The following is a 26604-nucleotide window of genomic DNA, read 5'->3' as shown; positions in this document are numbered from 1 at the left end:
CACGTCCCGGACGCTGACGCCGAGTTCCAACTCCAGCAGCCCCGACACCTGGTCAAAGACCCGGGCGAACACCGCACTGCCCTCATACAGACCCCGCCCCATCCCCAGCCACTGCGACCCCTGACCCGCAAACACCAAACCCACCCGGGCACCCGTTCGCGCGACACCCGACACCACCGCCCCCGACGACACCCCCGCCGCCACACACTCCAGACCCGCGACCAGCTCATCACGCCCACCACCCAGCACCACCGCCCGGTGCTCAAACACCGACCGCGACACTGCCAACGACCAGCCGACTTCAGCAGCCCCCAGCCCCGGCCGGTCAACCACCCACTCCCGCAACCGCCCCGCCTGCGCCACAAGCGCCTCAGCAGAACGACCCGACACCAACCACACACCCGCACCCGACACCACCGGCACCTGCGGGTCAGACTCATCGGACGCCTCGGCGGGCTCCACCGCCGGGGCCTCCTCGACGATCACATGCGCGTTCGTACCGCTGATCCCGAACGAGGACACACCCGCCCGGCGCACTCGCTTACCCGCCGGCCACGCCACCGACTCCGTCAGCAACGACACCTCACCCGCCGACCAGTCGATGTGCGGGGAGGCCTCCTCGGCGTGCAGCGTCCGCGGCAACTGCCCATGCTGCAACGCCAGCACCATCTTGATCACACCCGCCACCCCGGCGGCAGCCTGCGTATGACCGATGTTCGACTTCACCGAACCCAGCCACAACGCCCGGCCGTCCGCACGCTCCTGGCCATACGTCGCCAGCAGTGCCTGCGCCTCGATCGGGTCACCCAGCGGGGTGCCCGTCCCGTGCGCCTCGACCGCGTCCACGTCGGCGACCGACAAACGGGCGTTCTCCAGTGCGGCACGGATGACACGCTGCTGCGACGGACCGTTCGGCGCGGTCAGACCGTTCGACGCGCCGTCCTGGTTGATCGCGCTGCCGCGCACGATCGCCAGCACCGGATGCCCGTTGCGCCGGGCGTCCGACAGACGCTCGACGACCACCATGCCCGCGCCCTCGGAGATGCCCATGCCGTCGGCCGAGGACGAGAACGACTTGCACCGCCCGTCCCGGGCCAGCCCGAGCTGTCGGGAGAACTGGGTGAAGATGATCGGGGTGGCGATAACGGTCACCCCGCCCGCCAGGGCCAGCGAGCATTCACCGGACCGCACGGCCTGCACCGCCAGGTGCAGCGCCACCAGGGACGAGGAGCAGGCCGTGTCCACGGTGACCGCCGGGCCTTCGAGTCCCATGACGTACGACACCCGGCCCGAGATGATGCTCGTCGAGGTGCCGGTCATCAGGTGGACGTCCATGTCCTCGTCCGAGCCCGAGCCGAAGCCGTAGCCGGACAGGGAGGCGCCCGCGAACACGCCGGTACGGCTGCCGCGCAGCGACAGCGGGTCGATGCCGGACCGCTCCAACGCCTCCCAGGAGACCTCGAGGAGCAGCCGCTGCTGCGGGTCCATGGCGAGTGCCTCGCGGGGGCTGATCCCGAAGAAACCGGGGTCGAACCCGGAGCCGTCCTGGACGAACCCGGCCTCGCGCACATGCGAGGTGCCGTCGGGGTCCTGCTCGTAGAGTTCCTCGATGTCCCAGCCGCGGTCCGCCGGGAAGCCGGAGACGGCATCGCCGCCGGAGGCCAGCAGCCGCCAGAAGTCGTCGGGGGTCTGGGCCCCGCCGGGATAGCGGCAGCCCAGGCCGACGATCGCGACCGGCTCATGGCTGCGGCTCTCGGCCTCCCGCAGACGCTCGCGCGTCTCGTGCAGGTTGGCCGTCGCCCACCTCAGGTAGTCCCGAAGCTTTTCTTCCTCAGCCACTGAATCTCACTCGCCCCATCTGAGTCATCTCGCGTCATGCCCACGACAGCGCCGGGGGTGGCCCCCAGCCGGCCGCTACCGGCCGAGTTCCTTGTGAATGAAGTCGAAGATCTCGTCGTCCGACGCGGAACCGATCCGCGCGGCGACCTCCTCGCGGTCGGTGCGACCGCCGGCCTTGTTCCACTGAGTGAGCAGGCCCTGCAGACGATCCGTGATGAGCTGGTACGTGTTCTCGTCGGGCGCGGTGGTCCCGGTGAGCAACGAGCCGAGCCGGTCGACCTCCTGAATCAGCGTCAGTTGCGGGCCGCCGTCCTTGACGACCTCGCCGCGAAGGTACTCCGCGAGGTCTGTCGGGGTGGGGCAGTCGAACAGCAGCGTGGCCGGCAGCCGCAGTCCTGTGGCCGCGTTGAGCCGATTGCGCAGTTCAACTGACGTCAGCGAGTCGAAGCCCAGTTCGCTGAAGGCACGTGTTGCGTCCACGTCGTCGGGCGAGGCGTAGTCGAGCACTGCGGCCGCCGCCGTCTGCACAAGGGTGACCAGCAACCGGCTCTGCTCGGCCCTCGGCAGGCCCTCCAACTGCCGGCGCAGCCCCGCGCCCGCGTCGGGGTCGATCGGTGCGTCGCCGACGCTCCCATCATCGGCAAGGGCCTTGCGGACCTCGGGCAGGTCGGCGATCAGGGGGCTGGGTCGGCGCAGCGTGAACGGCGGGGCGAACCGCGCCCAGTCCACATCGGCGACGGTGACCAGTCCCTCGCGGCCGTCCAGGACCTGCGCGAACGCGCGGACGGCGTGGTCGGGATCCATGACCATCAGTCCGCGCCGTTCCATCTGCGTCGCACCGGCCGGGTCGGTCATGCCGCCACCGCCCCACGGCCCCCAGGCGACGCTGGTCGCCGGCAGGCCCTCGGACAGGCGACGAGTGGCCAGCGCGTCCAGATAGGTGTTGGCCGCGGCGTAGGAGGGCTGCAGGCCACTGCCCCACGTGGCCGAGATGGAGGAGAAGAGGACGAACGCGTCCAGTTCCAGCTCCAGTTCCCGGGTGAGTTCGTCGAGCAGGGCCGCGCCGGTGGCCTTGGCGGCGAGTACGTCCGCGGTCTCGGCCACGTCGGTCTGCGCGGTGGGCGTGGCCTGTCCGACACCCGCGGTGTGTACGACGGCGGAGAGCGCGGGGCCGCTGCGATTGGCCCAGTGCAACAGCCCCGCGAGGTCCGCCCGGTCGCTCACGTCGCAGGCCACCACATCGACCCGGGCGCCACCGCCCGCGAGCGCGGCCGCCGTGGCCGCAACCTCCGCAGCGGTCGGGCCGGAGCGGCTGGTCAGCACCAGGCGCGGCACACCGCGTCCCGCCAGCCACCGCGCCAGCCGGCCGCCCAGCGCGCCGGTGCCGCCGGTGACGAGCGCAGTGCCGGCGGTGCTCCATGCGTCGGCCTCGCCACTCGGCTGCGGAGCGCGGGTGAGTCGGGCGCCGAAGATCCCTGCTGTGCGGATGGCGGCCTGGTCCTCGCCACAGCCGGCCAGCACCGCGGCCAGGCGGGCACCGGCCTTGGGGTCGAGGGGGGCGGAGAGGTCGATCAGTCCGCCCCACAGTTCGGGCGTCTCCAGGCCGACGACACGGCCGAGACCCCAGGTCTGTGCCTGAGCCGGGCGGGCGAGGACCTCGCCCGGGCCTGCCGCTACCGCTCCGGACGTGACCACCCACAGCGGAGCACCGACTTCGGCGTCACCGAGAGCCTGCACCAGCGTGAGGGTGGCGGCCAGGCCGGCGGGGACCTCGGGATGCTCGGGCACGGGTGTTTCGTCCAGGGCGAGGAGCGAGAGCACGCCGGTGAGCGCTCCGCCGTCCGCCGCGCTGCGCAGTCGGTCGGCGATCCCGCTCCGGTCGGCCGACGGCTCGACCTCCAGGACCACCACGTCCGCGCCGCGCTCGGACAGCGCGCTGACACAACCCCTCGTCAGATCCGCGGCGACGGGACCCGCCGGGGTGAGCAGCAGCCAGCGGCCGGAGAGCACGACCGAGGACGGATCGGGGACCGGCGCCCAGGTGACGTGGTAGCGCCACTGCGCCGTCGAGGAACGGTCCTGTTCCCGGCGGCGCCAGGACGCCAGCGCCGGCAGCACGGTGCCGAGCTGCTCCGCGTCCTCGATGGCGAGGGTGTCGGCGAGGCCGACCAGATCGCCGCCCTCGACGGCGGCCCAGAACCCGGCCTCGGCCGTGCTCGCCGCTCCCCGGCCGTCGGCAACCGGCAGGTCCGACGACTTGGGTTGCAGCCAGAACGGCTGGTGTTGGAAGGCGTAGGTGGGCAGTTCCACACTGCGTGCGGGGGGCAGGACCCTGCGCCAGTCGACCGGCAGCCCACCGACGAACGCCTCCGCCAGAGACCGGACCAGCCGGCTCGCGCCACCGTTGTCCCGCTCCAGCGTCCCGACCGCCACCACCCCGCTCACCCCGGCGTCCTCGGCCGTCTCCGCCACCGGCCCCGTCAACACCGGATGCGGAGACACCTCCACGAACATGTCGAACCCGCCATCGAGCAGCACCCGCGTAGCCCGCTCGAAACAGACCATGTTGCGCAGGTTCGCGTACCAGTACGCCGCATCCAGGCCTTCTCCCGTGACCCACTCACCGGTCACCGTCGACACCATCGGCACCCGCCCCGCCACCGGACTGATCTGCCCGAGTTCCGCCGCCAGCACCGCCTCCAGCGGCTCCACCGCCGCCGAATGCGCCACAAAATCCGTCTCCGGAATACGCCACCGCAGCACATGCCGCGCCGCCAACTCCCGCTCAAACTCCGACAAGGCCCCCGGCTCACCCGACACCACCACCGCAGCCGGACCATTCACCGCCGCCACCGACAACCGGCCACCAAACCCATCCACCAGCCCCAACACCGCCGCCGACGGCATCACCACCGACACCATCGACCCCTCGACCGACAGCCCCGACAACCCCCTGGAACGCGCCACCACCACCCGCGCCGCATCCTCCAGGCTCAACATCCCCGCCACCGTCGCCGCCGCGACCTCCCCCTGCGAATGTCCCACCACCGCGTCCGGCACCACCCCCGCCGCCTCCCACACCGCAGCCAGCGACACCATCACCGCCCACAACACCGGCTGCACCACATCAGCCGCCTCCAGCCCCGGCGCACCCTCCACGCCCTCCAAAACCTCGCTCAGGCTCCACTCCACCAGCGCAGCCAACGCCCCCTCACACTCCGCCAACCGCGCCGCGAACACCGGACTGGACCCGGCCAGCTCCCGGCCCATCCCCACCCACTGCGCACCCTGACCCGCGAACACAAACACCGTCCGCCCGCCCGACCGCGCCACCCCGGAAACAACCGAACCCGCGCCCTCCCCGACCGCCAAGTCCCGCAGACCCGCCAGCAGTTCGTCACGGCCACCACCGCCCAGCACCACCGCGCGATGCTCGAACACCGACCGCGTCGTCGCCAACGACCACCCCACATCAACAGGCGAAACCTCCGGACGAGCCGTCACCCACTCCCACAACCGGCCCGCCTGCGCGGTCAGCGTCTTCGCCGTGCGGCCGGACACCGGCCAGGCCACGGGGCTGTCGACGGCCAGCACCGCCGGGGTGTCGACTGTGCTCGGCGCGGTCGTGTCGTCCGTGGTGGGAGCCGAGTCCTCCTCCAGGATCACGTGGGCATTGGTGCCGCTCATGCCGAACGAGGACACGCCCGCGCGGCGCACACGGCCGTCGTCCGTTTCCCAGGGCCGGGCCTCGGCCAACAGTTCCACCCTGCCGGCAGACCAGTCGACGTGCGGCGACCGCTCCTCGGAGTAGAGGGATCGCGGCAGTTGGCGGTGCTGGAGCGCCATGACCATCTTGATCACGCCGGCGACGCCCGCCGCGGCCTGCGTGTGGCCGATGTTGGTCTTCACCGAGCCGAGCCACAGCGGCCGGTCCTCGGGCCGTTCCTGGCCGTAGGTCGCCAGGAGTGCCTGCGCCTCGATCGGGTCGCCGAGCGGGGTGCCGGTGCCGTGTGCTTCGACGACGTCGACCTCGTCGGCCCGCACCCCGGCGTTGGCCAGCGCGGCGCGGATCACCCGCTGCTGCGACGGACCGTTCGGCGCCGTCAGACCGTTCGACGCACCGTCCTGGTTCATCGCGGAGCCGCGCACCACCGCGAGCACCCGGTGCCCGTTGCGGCGGGCGTCCGACAGCCGCTCGACCACGAGCATGCCGGCGCCCTCGCCGAGGCCCATACCGTCCGCCTGCGCGGAGAACGCCTTGCAGGACCCGTCCGGGGAAAGGCCCATCTGCCGGCTGAACTGGTCGAACAGCAGCGGGTTGGCCGCGACCATGACGCCGCCGGCCAGGGCGAGCGTGCATTCCCCGGAGCGCACCGCCTGGCAGGCCAGGTGCAGCGCGACCAGGGAGGAGGAGCAGGCCGTGTCGACGGTCACCGCAGGGCCCTCCAGGCCCAGCACGTAGGCGACGCGGCCCGACACGACGCTGGTCGAGATGCCTGTGACGAGGTGTCCGTCGAGCTCGCCGGCCTCGAGGCCCGAGTTGTAGCCGTAGCCGGAGGCGGCCGCCCCCGCGAACACCCCCGTAGCGGAACCGCGCAGCATACTCGGGTCGATCCCGGCCTGCTCCAACGCCTCCCAGGCCACCTCCAGGAGCATGCGCTGCTGCGGGTCCATCATCAGTGCCTCGCGCGGGCTGATCCCGAAGAATCCCGCGTCGAAGCCGACCGCGTCGTAGACGAAACCGCCCGCGCGGATGGACGCGCCGATGTAGTCCTCTTGCTCCTCGTCGCGGTCCTGGAAGGTCCAGCCGCGGTTCTCCGGCAGCGCGGAGATCGCGCTGGTGCCGGCCGTGACCAGGTTCCACAGTTCCTCGGCTCCGGTCACACCGCCCGGGTAACGACAGCCGATGCCGATGATGGCCAGCGGCTCGTCGGTGGCCGCCGCTGCGATCGGCGCCGCCACCGTGTCGTCGGGGACGCCCGCCAGTTCGGCGAGCAGGAACTCGGCGGCGGCCGTCGGGTTGGGGGCGTCGAACAGCAGGGTCGCCGGGAGTTGCACGCCGGTGGCCGTACTCAGCCGGTTCCGCAGTTCGACCGCGGTCAGCGAGTCGAAGCCCAGGTCGCTGAAGGCGCGAGTGGCCTCCACCGCTTCCGCGGAGGGGTAGTCGAGCACCTGGGCGGCCTCGGTCTGCACGATGCCGATCAGCAGCCGGACCTGTTCGCCCCGGGACAGGCCGGTCAGCCGCTTCTTGAGCGGGGAGCCGGCGGCCGCACCATCGGCCTGGCCGGGGTCCGATCCGGCGAGCGCCTGGCGTACTTCGGGCAGGTCCTCGATCAGCGGACTGGACCGGCGCAGCGTGAACGGCGGCGCGAACCGCGCCCAGTCCACGTCGGCGACGGTCATCAGCGGTTCCCCACGGTCGAGGACCTGGGTCAGCGCGGCTGCGGCCCGACCCGGCTCCATGACCATCAGGCCGCGCCGCTCACCCTGGGCGGCGCCCTCCTCATCGGTCATACCCCCGCCGCCCCACGGGCCCCAGGCCACCGAGGTCGCGGGCAGTCCCTGGGCCAGGCGGTGCTCGGCGAGGCCGTCGAGGAAGGCGTTGGCGGCGCCGTACGCGGGTTGCAGACCGCTGCCCCATGTGGCGGAGATCGAGGAGAACAGCACGAAGGCGTCGAGCTCCAGGTCCCGGGTCAGCTCGTGCAGCCACTGCGCGCCGGCGGCCTTGGCCGCCAGCACCTCGGCCGTTTCGGCCAGATCGGTGGCCTGCACTGCGGTCTCCTGCCGGATGCCCGCGGTGTGCAGTACGGCGGAGAGCGCGGGACCGCTCGTCCCCACCCACGCGACCACGCCGGCCAGGTCGTCGCGCCGCCCGGCGTCGCAGGCCACCACGTCTACCGAGGTCCCCGCCATGGCGAGCTCCGCTGCCAGTGCCGCGGCGCCGAACGCGGTCGGCCCGGAGCGGCTGGTGAGCACCAGACGCGGTGCGCCGCGCTCGGCCAGCTTGCGGACCACGTGTCCGGCGATCGCGCCGGTGCCGCCGGTGACGAGGGTCGTACCGCGTGGCGTCCACGACTCGACGTCGCCGCGGGGGCGCTGAGCGCGGATCAGCCGACGGCCGAGGATTCCGGTGTCGCGGATCGCGACCTGATCCTCTCCGCCTGCGGCGAGCAGCGCCGTCATCCTGGCACCCGCGCGTTGGTCGACGGTCTCGGGCAGGTCGACCAGGCCGCCCCAGCGTTCCGGGTGTTCCAGCCCCACGCCGCGGCCGAGGCCCCACACCTGCGTCTGCACGGGGGCGGCCAGGGGCTCGCCCGGCTCGGCCGCGACGGCGCCACGGGTGGCGATCCACAAGGGAGCGTCGATTCCGGTGTCGCCGAGCGCCTGCACCAGGGCCAGGGTGGCGGCCAGGCCGACGGGCACGACGGGGTGCTCGGGCACGGCTGTCTCGTCCAGCGCCAGCAGCGACAGCACACCGGCGGGCTCGGCTTCGCCCAGTGCCTCGGCGAGGACCGAGGCCACGCCGGCCCGGTCCACGGCTTCGGCCGGAACGCGGGCGACGACGACGTCCGCACCCCGAGCGGTCAGCGCGGCGGCGCAGCTCTCCGTGAGTTCGTCGTCGGGGAGCCCTTCCGGTACGGCGAGGAGCCAGCGCCCGGACAGCATGCCCGAGGACGGCTCGGGAACGGGCGACCAGGCCACGCGGTAGCGCCATTGCGCCGTCGAGGAACGGTCCTGCTCTCGGAGGCGCCATGCCACCAGTGCCGACACCACCTCGCCCAGTTGTTCCTGGTCCTCCATCTCCAGCACCTCGGCCAGATGCGCCAGGTCGCCGCCCTCGACGGCGGCCCAGAACCGGGCTTCGGCCGCGCTGTCCGCGACATCGCCGGGCGCGGGCCCAGCCGGCTCCGCTGACGGCTCCATCCAGTAGCGCTGGCGTTGGAAGGCGTACGTCGGCAGTTCCACGGCCTGCGCGGAAGGCAGGATCCTGCGCCAGTCGACCGGCAGCCCGCCCACGAACGCCTCCGCGAGGGAGCGGATGATCCGGCTCGCGCCGCCGTTGTCCCGCTCCAGCGTCCCGACCGTCACCACACCGCTCACACCGGCGTCCTCGGCCGTCTCCGCCACCGGCCCCGTCAACACCGGATGCGGAGACACCTCCACGAACATGTCGAACCCGCCGTCGAGCAGCACCCGCGTAGCCCGCTCGAAGCAGACCATGCCGCGCAGATTCGCATACCAATACCCCGCACCCAGCTCCTCCCCCGACACCCACTCACCGGTCACCGTGGACACCATCGGCACCCGCCCCGCCACCGGACTGATCCCCGCCAACTCCCCGGCAAGCACCGCCTCCAGCGGCTCCACCGCCGCCGAATGCGCCACAAAATCCGTCTCCGGAACCCGCCACCGCAGCACATGCCGCGCCGCCAACTCCCGCTCAAACTCCGACAACGCCCCCGGCTCACCCGACACCACCACCGCCGCCGGACCATTCACCGCCGCCACCGACAACCGGCCACCAAACCCCGCCACCAGCTCCGACACCACCGCCGACGGCATCACCACCGACACCATCGACCCCACAGCCGACAGCCCCGACAACCCCCTCGAACGCGCCACCACCACCCGCGCCGCGTCCTCCAGGCTCAACATCCCCGCCACCGTCGCCGCCGCGACCTCCCCCTGCGAATGCCCCACCACCGCATCCGGCACCACCCCCGCCGCCTCCCACACCGCAGCCAGCGACACCATCACCGCCCACAACACCGGCTGCACCACATCAGCCGTCCCCAACGACGGCGCACCCTCCACGGCCTCCAGAACAGCGCTCAGGCTCCACGGCACGAGCGGCGCCAACGCCCGCTCACACTCCGCCAGCCGCGCCGCGAACACCGGACTGGACCCGGCCAGCTCCCGGCCCATCCCCACCCACTGCGCGCCCTGACCCGCGAACACAAACACCGTCCGCCCGCCCGACCGCGCCACCCCCGACACCACCGAAGAACCCGCACGCTCACCCAGCGCCAGACTCTCCAGGCCAGCCGTCAGCTCCCCACGGCCACCCCCCACAACCACCGCGCGATGCTCGAACACCGACCGCGTCGTCGCCAACGACCACGCCACACCAGCCGTATCGAGCCCAGGCCGAGCCGTCGTCCACTCCCACAACCGGCCCGCCTGTGCCACCAACGCGTCAGCGGAGCGGCCGGAGACCGGCCACACGCTCAGACCGTGTGCCTCCACAACGGCAAGAGCGGGCTCCACTGGCTCGGCGGCGGCAAGTCCCGCCGGCTCGCCGGACTCCTCCGCGTCCTCGTCCGGTTCGCTCCCGGCCGCGCTTTCGGCGTCCACGGCGGGCGCTTCCTCCAGGATGACGTGCACGTTCGTGCCGCTCATCCCGAACGCCGACACACCGGCCCGACGCGCCCGCTCACCGGCCGACCACGGCTGAGCCTCCGTCAGCAGCCGCACCTCACCCGCCGACCAATCCACATGCGGGGAAGGGTGCTCCGAGTGGAGGGTGCGCGGCAGCTCGCCGTTCTGCAGGGCGAGCACCATCTTGATGAGGCCGGCCATGCCCGCGGCCTGCTGGGCGTGCCCGATGTTCGACTTCACCGAGCCGAGCCACAGGGGCCGGCCCTCGGGTCGCTCCTGGCCGTAGGTCGCCAGCAGGGCCTGCGCCTCGATCGGGTCGCCCAGGGGGGTGCCGGTGCCGTGCGCCTCCACCACGTCCACATCGCCGAGGGACAGACGGGCGTCGGCCAGGGCGGCGCGGATGACCCGCTGCTGCGACGGACCGTTCGGCGCCGTCAGGCCGTTGGACGCACCGTCCTGGTTCACTGCGGAGCCGCGCACCACCGCCAGCACCTGGTGACCGTTGCGGCGGGCCTCCGACAGCCGCTCGACGACCACGACGCCGGCGCCCTCGGCCACGCCCATGCCGTCGGCGTCCGTACCGAAGGACTTGCAGCGTCCGTCGGGCGAAAGGCCGAGCGACTGGTTGAAGTCGGTGAACAGCACCGGGGTGGCGGCCACGAAGGCACCGCCGACCAGCGCCATGGAGCACTCGCCCTTGCTCAGCGCCCGCACGGCCATGTGCAGAGCCACCAGCGACGAGGAGCAGGCCGTGTCCACGGTCACGGCCGGGCCTTCGAGTCCGAGTGTGTAGGAGACCCGGCCGGACAGGATGCTGGTGGCGTTGCCGGTCATGACGTGGCCATCGAGCTCGCCCTGTCTGCCGTTGATCCAGCCGTATCCGGATGCCGAGGCGCCCGCGAACACGCCGGTGGCGCTGCCGCGCAACGAGGCCGGGTCGATGCCGGCCTGCTCCAGGGCCTCCCAGGCGACTTCGAGCAGCAGACGTTGCTGCGGGTCCATCGACAGTGCCTCGCGCGGGCTGATTCCGAAGAACCCGGCGTCGAAGTCGGTCGCGTCGTAGATGAAGCCGCCCGCGTGCACCTTGGCGGCGCCCGCGGTCGTGTCCGTCGGCTCGCCGATCTCCCAGGCGCGGTTGCGCGGCAGGCCGGCGATCGCGTCGGTTCCGGCGGCCAGCAGTTCCCACAGTTCGGCCGGGTTGCGTACCCCGCCGGGGAACCGGCAGCCCATGCCGACGACGGCGATGGGCTCGCTGCCGGCCGTCTCCACCTCCTGGAGGCGCCGGCGGGTCTCGTGCAGGTTGGCTGTCACCCGCTTGAGGAAGTAGCGGAGCTTGTCCTCGCTGCTCACTTGCGTCACCTCGCCGCGAAGTCGTCGACGGACGGACCGTCAGTAGATGCCGAGTTCCTTGCCGATGAAGTCGAAGACCTCGTCGTCGGTGGACGACTCGAGCTTCTCCGCGACCTGTTGTCCCGCGCTCGTGTCACGGCTTTCCTTCCATTTCGACAGCACGACTTCGAGCCGGGCCGTGATCTGAGCGGCGTCCCCGTCGGCGGTGATCCCGCCGAGCAGGCCTTCCAGGTCGTCGAGTGCGGCGAGCACCGGCCGCGCGGGGCTCGCCTCGTTCGCCTGGCAGGACCAGATGTAGGCGGCCAGCGCGGCCGGGGTCGGGTAGTCGAACAGCAGCGTGCTCGGCAGCCGCAGGCCGGTGGCCGAGTTCAGCCGATCGCGCAGTTCCACCGCGGTGAGGGAGTCGGCTCCGAGGTCGCTGAAGGACCGGTCGGCCTGCACCGCCTCGATGCTCGTGTGTCCGAGAACGGCGGCGGCCTCGGCCCGTACGAGATCGGTGAGCAGCCGGTCCTGCTCGGCGCGCGAGAGGCCGGCCAGTCGCGCGGCCAGGGCGTCGCCTGCAGTGGAGTCGGCGGAGTCGCTCCCGTCGAGGGCGGCCAGGGCTGCCGCGACCTCGGGCAGGCTCTCGATCAGCGGGCTGGGCCGACGCACGGTGAACGGAGGCGCGAACCGGTCCCAGTCGACGTCGGCCACGGTCACCAGGCTGTCGCGGGAGTCAAGCGTCTGGGCCAGGGCCCGTACGGCCTGGGCGGGTTCGAGCAGGCACAGGCCTCTGCGCTCCATCTGGGCGGCGTCCTCCTGGTCCGTCATACCGCCGCCGTCCCACGGGCCCCAGGCCACCGAGGTCGCGGGCAGGCCCCGGGAGAGCCGGTTCTCCGCCAGTGCGTCCAGGTACGTGTTGGCCGCGGCGTAGCCGGCCTGCAGGCCGCTGCCCCAGGTGGCGGAGATGGACGAGAAGAGCACGAACGCCTCCAGGTCCAGGTCTGCGGTCAGCTCGTCCAGCAGGGTCGCGCCGACGGCCTTGGCCGTCATGAGGGAGGCCAGTTCGTCCACCGAGGTCTCGTCCAGGGCGGTGGCCTGTGGCACGCCGGCCGCGTGCATGACGGCGGTCAGCGGCGGGCCGTCGAGGCCGATCCGCTCGACCACGCCCGTCAGCTCGGCGCCGTCGCCCGCGTCGGAGGTCATGACCTCCACGGTCGAGCCGGCGGCGGCCAGTTCCGCCGCCAGGGCCGCCGCGCCGTAGGCACCGGGCCCGGAGCGGCTGGTCAGCACCAGACGCGGCGCTCCGCGGTCGGCGAGCCAGCGGGCGACGTGCCCGGCGATCGCGCCGGTGCCGCCGGTGATCAGTGTGGTGCCGCGCGGTGTCCAGGGCTTGGCCGCGCCGGGTTCGGCGGCGCGCGTGAGCCGGCGGCCGAAGATCCCGGACGGGCGGATCGCCGCCTGGTCCTCGCCGCAGCCGGCCAGCACGGAGCACAGGAGGTCCTGGGCCCGCTGGTCGAAGTCGGCCGGCAGGTCGATGAGGCCGCCGCCCTGGTCCGGGTGCTCCAGTGCGGACACCCGGGCCAGGCCCCAGGCCGCCGCCTGCGCCGGGTTGGCCAGCGCCTCGCCGGGTTCGGCGGCGACCGCGCCGCGGGTGAGGATCCACAGGGGCGCGTGCACTGCGAGGGCGATCAGCGCCTGTATGAGGGTCTGTGTGCCGGCCAGGCCGTTGGCCACCGCCGGGTGTTCGGGCTGCGGCGTCTCGTCCAGGGCGAGCAGCGAGACCACTCCGGACAGCCCGCTCTCCGGGGTGAGTGAGCGGATCTGCTCGGCCATCCGCCGGTGGTCGGCGGTCTCCGCGGTTTCCATGACGAGGACCTCGGCTCCGGCCGCGGCCACCGCCGCGGCGCAGCCGGAGGTCAGCTCGTCCTCGGCCGCGCCGTCCGGCACCACGAGCAGCCAGGTGCCGGACAGTGCGCCGGGGCCGGGCTCGGCGACGGGTGTCCAGGTCACCCGGTAACGCCAGTTCGCGGTCGTCGCGCGGTCCTGTTCGCGGTGCCGCCAGGCCGCCAGTGCGGGCAGCACCTCGGAGAGGTGCTCCTGCTCCAGGGCGAGGGTGTCGGCGAGGCCGGCCAGGTCGCGGCCCTCGACGACGGCCCAGAACTGCGCCTCGGCCGCGCTGTCGGCGCCGGCTGTCGGGTTGCCGGCCTCCGACGGTGGGAGGAGGGTCCCCTCGGGCCAGAAGTGCCGGTGCTGGAAGGCGTAGGTCGGCAGTGCGACGCGCTGAGCCGGCGGCAGAACTGCCGTCCAGTCGACGACGGCGCCGTGCACGAAGGCCCGTGCCAGGCCGGTCATGAATCCGGTCACGCCCTGGTCCGTGCGCCGCTGGAGCGGCACGAACACGGCCTCTTCGGCGCCGGCCGAGGCCACGGCGTCCCGGCCGAGTGCCGAGAGCGAGCCGTCCGGGCCGACCTCGACGAACAAGGTGATGCCCTGCGCGGCGAGTGTGGCCAGCGCGTCGGCGAAGCGGACGGTCCGGCGGGTCTGCGCGGGCCAGTAGCCCGGCTCGCAGGCGGTGACCAGTTCGCCCGTGAGCGCGCCCGCCCACAGCAGGCGCGGCCGGTGGTGCTCCAACTCCCCTGCGACCCGTTCGAGTTCTCCGACCGCCGGGTCCATCGCCGGGGAGTGGAAGGCGTGCGAGACGCGCAGCTGCCGTGTCCGGCGGCCCTGTTCGCGCCAGTGCTCCGCGACCCGGGCGACCGCGTCCGGGTCTCCCGAGACGACCACCGAGTCCGGGCCGTTGACGGCCGCCAGGGAGACGCCTTCGATGTCCGCCATCGAGGAGACGACGTCCGCCTCTGGCGCGTTGATCGCCGTCATCGCTCCGCCGCCGGGCAGCGCCTGCATCAGCCGGGCGCGTGCGGCGACCAGGCGGCAGGCGTCCGGCAGCGACAGGACGCCTGCGACATACGCGGCCGCGATCTCGCCGACCGAGTGGCCGACCACCGCGTCGGCGGTCAGTCCGCTCGCCGTCAGCAGTGCGGCGAGGGCGACTTCGAAGGCGAACAGTCCCGCCTGGGCGTAGAGCGTCTGGTCCACCAGGCTCTCGTCGGTGCCCTCCGCACCGAGGACCACGTCCCGGACGCTGACGCCGAGTTCCAACTCCAACAGCCCCGACACCTGGTCGAAGGTCTGCGCGAACAGCGGGCTGCTCTCGTGCAGTCCGCGGCCCATTCCGAGCCACTGTGACCCCTGGCCGGCGAAGACCAGTCCGACTCGGCGGCCGGAGCCGGCCCCGCCCGAGACCACGCCGGCACCGGGCGCGCCGTCCGCCAGCCTCTCCAGGCCGGCGGTCAGTTCCTCCCGGTCGCCGCCGACGACGACGGCGCGGTGTTCGAAGACGGACCGGGTCGTGGCCAACGACCAGGCCACGTCCGCCGGTTCGAGTTGCGGCCGGGCTTCGGTCCAGGCACGGAGGCGCTGCGCCTGCGCGGTCAGCCCTTCGGGCGAGCGGCTCGACACGACCCAGGCGTCGGCGGCGTCGGCGGACAGCACCGCGGGGGCCGTGGGCTGCTCGCCGCCCGCGGGGGCCTGTGCGCGTTCGGGTGCCTCCTCCAGCAGGACGTGGGCGTTGGTGCCGCTGATGCCGAAAGCCGATACGCCGGCCCGGCGCACCCGGTCGCCCGCCTGCCACGGCCGGGGCCGCTGGAGCAGTTCCACCGCGCCGGAGGCCCAGTCGACGTGCGGCGAGGGCTCCTCGGCGTGCAGGGTGCGCGGCAGCTCACCGTGGCGCAGCGCCAGCACCATCTTGATCACGCCCGCCACTCCGGCGGCGGCCTGGGTGTGGCCGAGGTTCGACTTGACCGAGCCGAGCCACAGCGGCTCCCGGTCGGCGCGTTCCTGGCCGTAGGTGGCCAGCAGGGCCTGTGCCTCGATGGGGTCGCCCAGGGGGGTGCCGGTGCCGTGCGCCTCCACCGCGTCGATCTCGTCCGCGCGCAGCCCGGCACTCGCGAGTGCGGCCCGGATCACCCGCTGCTGGGAGGGACCGTTGGGCGCCGTCAGGCCGTTGGACGCGCCGTCCTGGTTGATCGCGCTGCCCCGGACCACGGCGAGGACGTCGTGGCCGCCGCGCAGCGCGTCGGACAGCCGCTCGACGACGAGCATGCCGGCACCCTCGCCCATGCCCATGCCGTCCGCGTCGGCGGAGAACGCCTTCGACCGTCCGTCGGAGGCCAGTCCGCGTTGCCGGGCGAAGCCGACCATCTCCCAGGGAGTCGCCATCACCGAGACGCCGCCGACCAGGGCCAGCGAGCACTCGCCCGAGCGCAGCGCCTGGGCCGCCATGTGCAGGGCCACCAGCGAGGAGGAACAGGCGGTGTCCACGGTGACCGCCGGGCCTTCAAGGCCGAGCACGTAGGAGACCCGGCCGGACAGGATGCTGGTCGCGTTGCCGGTGACCAGATGGCCTTCCGTCTGGGCGGAGCCGTCCGGTCCGGCGAGCTGCATGCTGACCGACGCGTAGTTCGACGAGTAGCCGCCGACGAACACTCCGGTGCGCGAGCCCCTCAGGGAGGCCGGGTCGAGCCCGGCGGACTCCAGTGCCTCCCAGGACAGTTCGAGCAGCAGGCGCTGCTGTGGGTCCATCGCCAGCGCCTCGCGCGGGCTGATCCCGAAGAAGCCGGCGTCGAAGTGGGCGGCCTGGTGGAGGAATCCGCCCTCGCGCACGTACACCGTTCCGCTGTGGGCGGGGTCCGGATCGTAGAGGGAGTCGATGTCCCAGCCCCGGTCCTGCGGGAAGCCCGACACCGCGTCGCCGCCGCCGGCCAAAAGGTGCCACAGTTCGTCGGGGCTCCCGATCCCGCCCGGGTAGCGGCAGCTCATGGCCACGATGACCACGGGGTCGTCGGTGTCCGCGGAGGATGCGGACTGCACGGCTGCCGGTGCTGCCGCCGTCGCAGCCGACGCACCGAGCAGCGAAGCCCGCAGCGAGTCGACGAGCGCCACCGGCGAGGGATGGTCGAACAGCAGCGTGGCGGGCAGTCGTAGACCGGTCACCCTGGAGATGCGGTTGCGCAGCTCGACGGCGGTCAGCGAGTCGAAGCCCAACTCGCTGAAGGCGCGGCTGGGTTCCACTTCCGCGGGGCCCGCGTAGCCGAGCACGGCGGCGGCCTCGGTCAGGACCAGGTCCTCCAGCGCTCGGTCCTGCTCGGCGCGGGACAGGCCGGCCAGGCTGCGGGCCAGTTCGCCCTCGTCGCGGGGCCCGGTGCCGCCGGCCCGGAGGGAGGCGCCGAGTTCCTGGACGTCGGGCAGGTCGCGCAGGAACGGTACGGCGAGCACCTCCGCGGCGCCGGGAGCGTCGGCGAGTGCGGGCCAGTCGAGGTCCATCACGGTGAGCACGGTGTCGCTGCCGGACATCGCCTCGCCCAGTGCCTGGACGGCCAGGGCGGGGTCCATCAGGACTTCCCAGCGGTTGCGGCGCAGCCGTTGCCGGGCGGCCTCGCTGGCCTGCGACACGCCCTCGCCGGCCCACGGGCCCCAGGCCACGGACAGCGCGGGCAGCCCGCGCGCCCTGCGGTTCTCCGCGAGGCCGTCGAGGTAGGCGTTCGCTGCCGAGTAGTTGGACTGGCCGGCGCCGCCGAAGGTGGAGGCCCCCGAGGAGAACAGCACGAACGCGTCGAGGTCGAGGCCGGCGGTGAGTTCGTCGAGGTGGGCTGCGCCGCCGGCCTTGGCAGAGAGCGCGCCGGCGAGCCGGTCGGTGTCCAGTCCGTCGAGTACGCCGTCGTCGAGGACGCCCGCGGTGTGCAGGACCGTCCGCAGTGCCGGTCCGCCGCTCGCGATGCGGTCGATCACTCCGGCCAGCTGAGCGCGTTCGGCGCTGTCGCAGGCGATGATCTGCACGTCGGAGCCCGCCGTGGACAGGCTCGCGGCGAGGTGCGCGGCGCCGGTGGCGGCCGGTCCCGACCGGCTGCTCAGCACCAGGCGCTCGGCGCCGCGGTCGGCCAGCCAGCGGGCCGTGTGCTTGCCGATCGCGCCGGTACCGCCGGTGATCAGCACGGTCCCGCGCGGCGTGAACGCCCGGCCGGTGCGCCTGGGTGGGCGACGGGTGAGCCGCCGGCCCATGATCCCGGACGGCCGTATCGCCACCTGGTCCTCGTCACAGCCGGCCAGGACGGCGACCAGGCGCGCGGCGGCCCGGTCGTCGAGTGCGGCGGGCAGGTCGATCAGGCCGCCCCAGCGGTCGGGCTGTTCCAGGGCCACGACCCGGCCGAGGCCCCACACCTGTGCCTGGACGGGGCCGGTGAGCATGTCGCCCGGTCCGGTGGAGACCGCGCCGGCGGTGAGCATCCACAACGGCACGGTGATCTCGGCGTCGGTCATCGCCTGAAGGACGGTCACCGTGGCGTCGAGGCCGCGGGGCACCACGGGCGAGCCGGGGACCGGCCGCTCGTCCAGGGCCACCAGGGACACCACGCCGGCGATCCGACCCGGTGCGCCCTCGGCACGGGCCGTTTCCACGAGCCGGGCGAGTTCGGCGGCGAGCGGCTCGCGCCGTGCGGTGCCGGCGGCGACCTCGACGACCTCGGCGTGGGCGCCGTGTGCGGCCAGCGCGCGCACACAGGCGTCGACCAGGTCCGCGGTGCCGTCGGTCCGCTCGGTGGGTACGGCCACGAGCCAGGTGCCGGTGAGCGTGGCCGGCGCTCGGTCGGGCACCGGGGCCCAGGTGACGCGGTAGCGCCAGTTCTCGGTGACCTCCCGCTCCTGCTCGCCCCGTCGCCAGGCGGCCAGCCGCGGCAGCACCTCGCCGAACGCCTGCCGCCCGTCCACCGCCAGGGTGTCGGCGAGCTGCTGCAGGTCGCCGTCCTCGACGGCCGCCCAGAATCGCGCCTCGGCCTTCGCTCCGCCGTCGGGGGCCGGATGTCCGGCCTGGTCGGCGGCGGGCAGCCAGTAGCGCTGGTGCTGGAAGGCGTAGGTGGGCAGGTCGGTGTGGCGGCCGGCGGGCAGTACCCGCTGCCAGTCGATGTCGCAGCCGCCGATGTGGACCTGGGCGAGGGCGGTGAGGAACCGTCGCGGGCCGCTGTGCTCGCGATCCAGTGTCCCGGTCACCACGGGCACGACCGCGGTGCCCATGTCCTCGACCGTCTCGACGATGCCGGTGGTGAGCACCGGCTGCGGGGAGACCTCGATGAACATCTGGTGGCCGGCCCCGGCCAGCGCCCGGATCGCCTCGTCGAAGCGGACCGTGCGGCGGACGTTGGCGAACCAGTACCCGGGGTCGAGTTCGGCACCCTGCATCCAGCGGCACTCCACGGTGGAGAACAGCGGGAGCCGGCCGGTGTCCGGCCGGATTCCGGCCAGCCGCTCGGTGAGCAGGCCGGCCACGTCGTCGATGCCGGCGGAGTGCGCCACGAAGTCGGTCACCGGGATCGACCAGCGCAGCACCCGCCGCCGGGAGAGCTCGGCCTCGAACTCGGCCAGGGCGGCGCTCTCGCCGGAGACGACGGTGGCCGCGGGGCCGTTGACGGCGGCCACCGAGAGCCGGTCGCCCCAGGGCGCCAGCAGTTCGCGTACGGCCGCCGCCGGCATCACCACCGAGAGCATTCCGCCGCCGGTGCCGAGGCCGGACAGCGCCTGGCTGCGTACGGCGACCACCTTGGCGGCGTCTTCCAGGGACAGCATCCCGGCGACGACGGCCGCCGCGATCTCGCCCTGGGAGTGGCCGATGACGGCGCCCGGTGTCACCCCGGCGGCCTCCCACACCGCGGCCAGCGAGACCATGACCGCCCACAGTGCGGGCTGCGCCACGTCGGCGCGCTCCAGCGGCGGTGCGTCGTCGGCACCGGCGATCACCTGGGTCAGTGACCAGTCGACGTAGGGAGCCAGCGCCTGTTCGCACTGCGCGAGCCGGGCCGCGAACACCGGTGAGGAGGCGGCCAGTTCGCGGCCCATACCGGCCCACTGAGCGCCCTGGCCGGGGAAGACGAAGACCGGCCGGTCGACTTCGGCAGCCGCGGTCGTGCCGGTGACGACACCGGGCGCGCCTTCCCCGGCGGCCACCGCGGCCAGCCCGGCGACGAGGTCCTCGCGGCCGGAGCCGGTGATGACGGTCCGGTACTCGAACACCGATCGGGTGGCCGCGAGCGACCAGGCGAGATCCGCCGGGTGCTGTTCCGGGCGCGCCGCGACATGCGCCGCGAGGCGGGCCGCCTGATGCCGCATGCTCTCCGCGGTCCTCCCGGACACGGTCCAGGCGAGGGCGTCGGGCGCGTCCAGCACCGCGGTCTCGCGGTCGCCACCCGCACCGTCGCCGTCGGCCGCGGCGGGGTCGGTGGGCTGCTCGGCGGGTTCCTCCTCGACGATGACGTGCACGTTCGTGCCGCTGACGCCGAACGAGGACACACCCGCGCGGCGCGGACGGCCGTCGGTGTCCCACGGGTGGGACTCGGCCAGCAGCCGCACGTCGCCGGCCGTCCAGTCCACGTGCGGCGACGCCTCCCCCAGGTGCAGGGACTTGGGCAGCGTCCTGTTCTTCAGCGCGAGCACCATCTTGATCAGGCCGCCGATACCGGCCGCGGCCTGCGCGTGGCCGATGTTGGACTTCACCGAGCCGAGCCAGATCGGCCGTCCCTCCGGCCGGTCCTGGCCGTAGGCGGCGATCACCGCCTGCGCCTCGATCGGGTCGCCGAGCACCGTGCCGGAGCCGTGCGCTTCGACGACGTCCACATCGGAAGGTGTGAGCCCCGCGTTCGCCAGCGCGGCGCGGATGACGCGTTGCTGGGAGGGCCCGTTGGGCGCGGTCAGGCCGTTGGACGCGCCGTCCTGGTTCACCGCGGCGCCGCGCACCACGGCAAGCACCGGATGTCCGTTGCGCCGCGCATCCGACAGGCGCTCCAGTACGACCATGCCGGCGCCCTCGGAGATGCCCATGCCGTCGGCCGCAGCGGAGAAGGACTTCGAACGTCCGTCGGGTGCCAGGCCCTTCTGCCGGCTCACCCAGACGAACAGGTCGGGACTGGCGGCGACGAACGCGCCGCCGGCCAGGGCCAGCGAGCTCTCACCCGTGCGCAGGGACTGGCAGGCCATGGTGACCGCGACCAGGGCGGAGGAGCAGGCGGTGTCGACGGTCAGCGCCGGGCCCTCGAGGCCGAGCGTGTAGGACACACGGCCGGAGATGACACTGGTGGTGGTGCCGGTCAGCAGGTGGGCCTCGACGCTGTCGGTGGCCGCGCGTACGCCGTAACCGGCGAAGCTGGCGCCGACGAACACCCCGGTCCGGCTGCCGCGCAGCCCTGCCTGGGGGATGCCGGCCCGCTCCAGCGCCTCCCACGAGGTTTCCAGCAGCAGCCGCTGCTGCGGATCCATGGCCAGCGCCTCGCGGGGGCTGATGCCGAAGAACCCGGCGTCGAACTCGGCGGCGTCGTAGACGAAACCGCCCTGGCGCACGTATGCGGTGCCTATCCGGTCCGGGTCCGGGTCGTAGAGGGCGTCCAGGTCCCAGCCGCGGTCCTGGGGGAACGCGCCGATCGCATCCGTGCCCGAGGCGATGAGTTGCCACAGTTCCTCAGGAGTCGTGACGCCGCCCGGGAAGCGGCAGGCCATTCCGACGATGGCGATCGGGTCGCCGTCGTCGACCACGGCCGCGGCCACGGCGGGGACGTCGCCGGACCGGTCTCCGAACAGCTCGGCACGCAGATACCCGGCGAGCAGCATGGGGTTGGGGTAGTCGAACAGCAGCGTCGCGGGGAGCTTGAGTCCGGTGGCGGTGCTCAGCCGGTTGCGGAGTTCCACCGCGGTCAGCGAGTCGAAGCCGAGGTCGCTGAAGGGGCGGCCGGCTCCCACGGCGTCGGCGGACAGGTAGTCGAGCACCGCGGCGGCCTCGGTGCGCACCAGCGTGACGAGGGCCTGGTTCTGGTCGGCGGCCGGCAGATCGGCGAGGCGGCGCTTGAGTTCGGTGCGCGCTTCCGGGTCGGCCGCGGCGGTGTCGGACCGGTCCGCGCCCGCGGCCGCGTCGGCGAGGGCCTGGCGGACCTCGGGCAGGTCGGCGATCAGAGGGCTGGGGCGGCGCAGCGTGAACGGCGGCGCGAACCGCGCCCAGTCCACGTCCGCGACCGTGACCGGCCCCTCGCGGCCGTCGAGGATGTGCGCCAGCGCTTGGACGGCCAGTTCGGGGGGCATCAGCCGCAGGCCGCGCCGTTCGAGTCGGAGGCCGTCGTCTCCGGAACTCATCGCACCGCAGCTCCACGGACCCCAGGCGACACTGGTCGCGGTCTCGCCGCGGGCCAGACGACGCTCCGCGAGCGCGTCGAGGAACGCGTTGGCCGCGGAGAACCCCGGCTGCCGGCCGCCGCCCCAGACGGCGGCGACCGAGGAGAACAGCACGAAGGCGTCCAGGTCCTGACCGGCGGTCAGTTCCTCGAGCCGGGCGGCGGCGCCGGCCTTGGCGGCGAGCACCGAGGAGAGGTCGTCGAGCTCCAGGGTGTCGATCGGTCCGGCGTCGATCTCCTCGGCGGTGTGCAGGACGGCGGTGAGCGCGGGACCTCGCGCACAGGTCCAGGCGACGGCGCCGGTGAGTTCGCCGCGCTGCCGGGTGTCGCATGCCAGGACGTCCACCTGCGTGCCGAGGGCGGCCAGTTCGGCGGCCAGCGCCACGGATCCGGGCGCGCCCGGACCGGAGGAGCCGATGAGCACGACGCGCGGTGCGCCCCGCTCGGCCAGCCAGCGGGCCAGGTGTTCGCCGATCGCGTCGTCGCCGCCGGTGATCAGCGCCGTGCCACGGGTCGGGCGCCAGGCGCCCTCGGCGGCGGACGGCTGCGGGGCGTGGGTGAGCCGGCGGCCCAGCAGACCGGTCTGGCGGATGGCGGCCTGGTCCTCGCCGCAGCCGGCCAGTACGGCGGCCAGACGTGCACCGCCGCGCTCGTCGAGGGCTTCGGGCAGGTCGATCAGGCCGCCCCAGCGCTCGGGGTGCTCCAGGGCCACGACCCGGCCGAGGCCCCAGACCTGCGCCTGGGCGGGACTGCTCGGCGCCTCGCCCGGAGTCGCCGCGACCGCGGCGGAGGTGACCGCCCAGAGCGGAGCACTGATTCTCGCGTCGCCGAGCGCCTGCACCAGGGCCACGGTGGCGGCCAGACCGACGGGCACGACAGGGTGCTCGGGCACGGGTGTCACGTCCAGCGCCAGCAGCGACAGCACACCGGCGGGCTCCGCTTCGCCCAGTGCCTCGGCGAGGACCGAGGCCACGCCGGCCCGGTCAACGGCCGCGGCGGGAACGCGCGCCACGACGGTCCGGGCGCCGCGGGAGGTCAGGGCGTCGATACAGCGGTCCACCAGTTGCTCGCCCGTCGGTGCGGCCGGGACGACGACGAGCCAGTGCCCGGACAGCACCGGCGCAGGGGGCTCGGAGACGGGTGCCCAGTCCACGCGGTAGCGCCAGCCGCCCGTCGCCGAGCGGACCTGTGCACCGCGGCGCCAGGTCGCGAGCGCGGGCAGGAGCGTGTCGAGCTGGTGCCGGTCCTCGATCGCGAGCGTGTCGGCGATCGAGGCGAGGTCTCCTTCCTCGACGGCGGCCCAGAACCGGGCTTCCTCGGGGCTGTACACACCGTCGCCGCCCTCCGCGGGAGCGGCGGACGCCAGCCAGTAGCGCTGGCGTTGGAAGGCGTACGTCGGCAGTTCCACGGCCTGTGCGGGAGGCAGGACCCTGCGCCAGTCGACCGGCAGCCCGCCCACGAACGCCTCCGCGAAGGAGCGGACGATCCGGCTCGCACCCCCGTTGTCCCGCTCCAACGTCCCGACCGCCACCACCCCGCTCACCCCGGCGTCCTCGGCCGTCTCCGCCACCGGCCCCGTCAACACCGGATGCGGAGACACCTCCACGAACATGTCGAACCCGCCATCGAGCAGCACCCGCGTAGCCCGCTCGAAACAGACCATGCCGCGCAGGTTCGCGTACCAGTACGCCGCATCCAGGCCTTCTCCCGTGATCCACTCACCGGTCACCGTCGACACCATCGGCACCCGGCCCGCCACCGGGCTGATCTGCGCGAGTTCCGCCGCCAGCACCGCCTCCAGCGGCTCCACCGCGGCAGAGTGCGCCACGAAATCCGTCTCCGGAATACGCCACCGCAGCACATGCCGCGCCGCCAACTCCCGCTCAAACTCCGACAGCGCCCCCGGCTCACCGGAGACCACCACCGCAGCCGGACCATTCACCGCCGCCACCGACAACCGGCCACCAAACCCATCCACCAGCCCCGACACCGCCGCCGACGGCATCACCACCGACACCATCGACCCCTCGACCGACAGCCCCGACAGCCCCTTGGAACGCGCCACCACCACCCGCGCCGCATCCTCCAGGCTCAGCATCCCCGCGACCGTCGCCGCAGCGACCTCACCCTGCGAATGCCCCACCACCGCATCCGGCACCACCCCCGCCGCCTCCCACACCGCAGCCAGCGACACCATCACCGCCCACAACACCGGCTGCACCACATCAGCCCGATCCAGCCCCGGCGCACCCTCCACGCCCTCCAACACCGCGCTCAGGCTCCACTCCACCAACGGCGCCAACGCCCGCTCACACTCCGCCAACCGCGCCGCGAACACCGGACTGGACCCGGCCAGCTCACGCCCCATCCCCACCCACTGCGCACCCTGACCCGCGAACACAAACACCGTCCGCCCGCCCGACCGCGCCACCCCCGACACCACCGAACCCGCACGCTCACCCACCGCCAGGCTCTCCAGACCAGCCGTCAGCTCCCCACGACCACCCCCCACAACCACCGCGCGATGCTCGAACACCGACCGCGTCGTCGCCAACGACCACGCCACATCAGCGGCCGACACCTCCGGGCGGGCGGTCGCCCATTCCCGCAGGCGGCCCGCCTGAGCCGCCAACGCCTCGGGAGAGCGGCCGGAGACCGGCCACGCACTCAGACCGTCCGCCTCCACAACGGCAAGAGCGGGCTCCACTGGCTCGGCGGCGGCAAATCCCACCGCCTCACCGGACTCCTCCACGCCGTCGACCGGCACACTCCCGGCCCCGGCCCCGGCGCCCACGGCAGGCGCCTCCTCCAAGATCACGTGCACATTCGTGCCGCTCATCCCGAACGCCGACACACCAGCCCGACGCACCCGCTCACCCGCCGGCCACGGCCGACCCTCCGTCAGCAGCCGCACCTCACCCGCCGACCAGTCCACATGCGGTGTCGGCTCGCCGACATGCAGTGTCCGCGGCATCTCCTGATGCTGGAGCGCGAGCACCATCTTGATCATGCCCGCCGCACCCGCGGCGGCCTGGGTGTGGCCGATCACGGACTTCACCGAACCGAGCCACAGCGGACGGCCCTCGGGCCGCTCCTGGCCGTAGGTCGCGATCAGAGCGTCGGCCTCGATCGGGTCGCCCAGCGTGGTCGCCGAGCCATGCGCCTCCACCACGTCCACATCGGCGGACGACAGCGCGGCGTCGGCCAGGGCGGCCCGGATCACCCGCTGCTGCGACGGACCGTTGGGCGCCGTCAGACCGTTCGACGCACCGTCCTGGTTCACCGCCGAACCACGCACCACCGCAAGCACCCGGTGACCGTTGCGACGCGCGTCCGACAGCCGCTCCACGACGAGCACGCCGACGCCCTCGCCCCAGCCGGAACCCTCGGCCTCAGCGCTGAAAGACCGGCAGCGCCCGTCGACCGACATGCCGCGCTGGCGGGAGAAGCCGACGAAGACGGCCGGGGTGGCGACCACCGTGACACCGGAGACGAGCGCCAGCGAGCACTCGCCCGAGCGCAGCGACTGCACGGCGAGGTGCAGAGCCACCAGCGACGAGGAGCAGGCCGTGTCCACGGTCACCGCCGGGCCCTCCAGCCCGAAGCTGAACGCGATGCGGCCCGACATCACGCTGGTCGCGATGCCGGTGAGCAGATGGCCTTCCGAGCCCTTGGCCTCGACCGAGGAGCCGGTGCCGTAGCCCGAGGTGTAGGCGCCGGTGAAGACGCCGGTCCGGCTCCCGCGCAAAGTGGCCGCGTCGATGCCCGCCTGCTCCAGCGCCTCCCATGAAGTCTCCAGCAGCAGACGTTGCTGCGGGTCCATCATCAGCGCCTCGCGCGGGCTGATCCCGAAGAACCCGGCATCGAACTCTGCGACGTCGTGAACGAAGCCGCCGTGCCGTGCGTAGGAGGTGCCGGGGTGGTCCGGGTCGGGGTCGTAGAGGTTCTCCAGATCCCAGCCGCGGTCCTGGGGAAACGCACCGATCGCGTCCGTGCCGCCGGCCAGCAGATCCCAGAGGCGCTCCGGGCTGTCCGCCCCGCCGGGGAAACGACAGCCTATGCCGACGATCGCGATCGGTTCCCGGCTGCGTTCCTCGACCTCAGCCAGCCGGCGGCGAACCTGACGCAGGTTGGCCGTCACGAGCTTGAGGTAGTCGCGGAGTTTGTCTTCGCTCGCCATCTGCTTCCGCCATCCCTGCTCGGCGGGGAATCGCCATGTCGATCCGCGGATCGTGTGGGTCCCCCGGGGCGCGCGTGAATCTTGTGTCGGCCTCACCGCCGCCACAAGTGGTTTATTGAATTCGTACTCATAAAACCCATTGCCAGCGACAGCTGACTTATCAAGCCGACTGGCAGCGAAGGTATCCGCCGTCCATGGAAACCCGCAACATTCACCTTGAACAGCGAACTGCGACATGACGGAGGCTCTCGTTCGTCGCAGTGGCGGCAGTAAGTCCGGCCTTTCCGGGGAAGCCATATCGCCCTCGGCGTCGCCCTCGGCGACGGTGGACAGGGCGGCGAGACAGCCCAGGCCGCCGGTGTTCAGCTGCCGCCGAGCGCCAGTCGAACACCGTCGACGGCACGCGACCGGACAGTTTCCGCCTTGGCGGTGTCCTCCCTGAAAGGTCGCCCAATTCAGGGCCGAGGCATTTCCTCGATTTCTCGCTCAATTTACTCGACGGACTTCCGGACATATTCATCGGGCAGGACGATGCCAAATGAGCGAGGCGGGCGGATCCGTATTCAGACGCCTTGGTGTGCCGACGAGCCGGCCTTTCCGGCGGACAGCCGTGCG

At 73.1% G+C, this 26604-nt stretch carries 3 protein-coding genes; all 3 read right to left on the bottom strand.

Features of this window, described 5'->3' with window-relative positions:
• The coding region (locus ABD355_RS08135) for a type I polyketide synthase (protein ID WP_344399433.1) at nucleotides 1-1839 on the bottom strand (1839 nt) is incomplete at its 3' end.
• 75 nt (nucleotides 1840-1914) lie between these two features.
• Entirely contained in the window at nucleotides 1915-11568 is a 9654-nt protein-coding gene (locus ABD355_RS08130) for a type I polyketide synthase (protein WP_344399432.1), read from the bottom strand.
• A 39-nt stretch (nucleotides 11569-11607) separates the two neighbouring features.
• On the bottom strand, nucleotides 11608-25989 hold the full coding sequence (locus ABD355_RS08125) for a type I polyketide synthase (protein ID WP_344399431.1): 14382 nt from the start codon (nucleotides 25987-25989) through the stop codon (nucleotides 11608-11610).
• Nucleotides 25990-26604 lie beyond the last annotated feature (615 nt).

This window comes from Streptomyces longisporus (assembly GCF_039532765.1).
Lineage (GTDB): Bacteria > Actinomycetota > Actinomycetes > Streptomycetales > Streptomycetaceae > Streptomyces > Streptomyces longisporus.
This window is presented reverse-complemented; position numbering and strand designations above follow the sequence as displayed.

Coding starts and splice junctions, on each gene's coding strand:
- ABD355_RS08125 (WP_344399431.1), bottom strand. CDS start 25,989: ATGGCGAGCGAAGACAAACTCCGCGACTACCTCAAGCTCGTGACGGCC.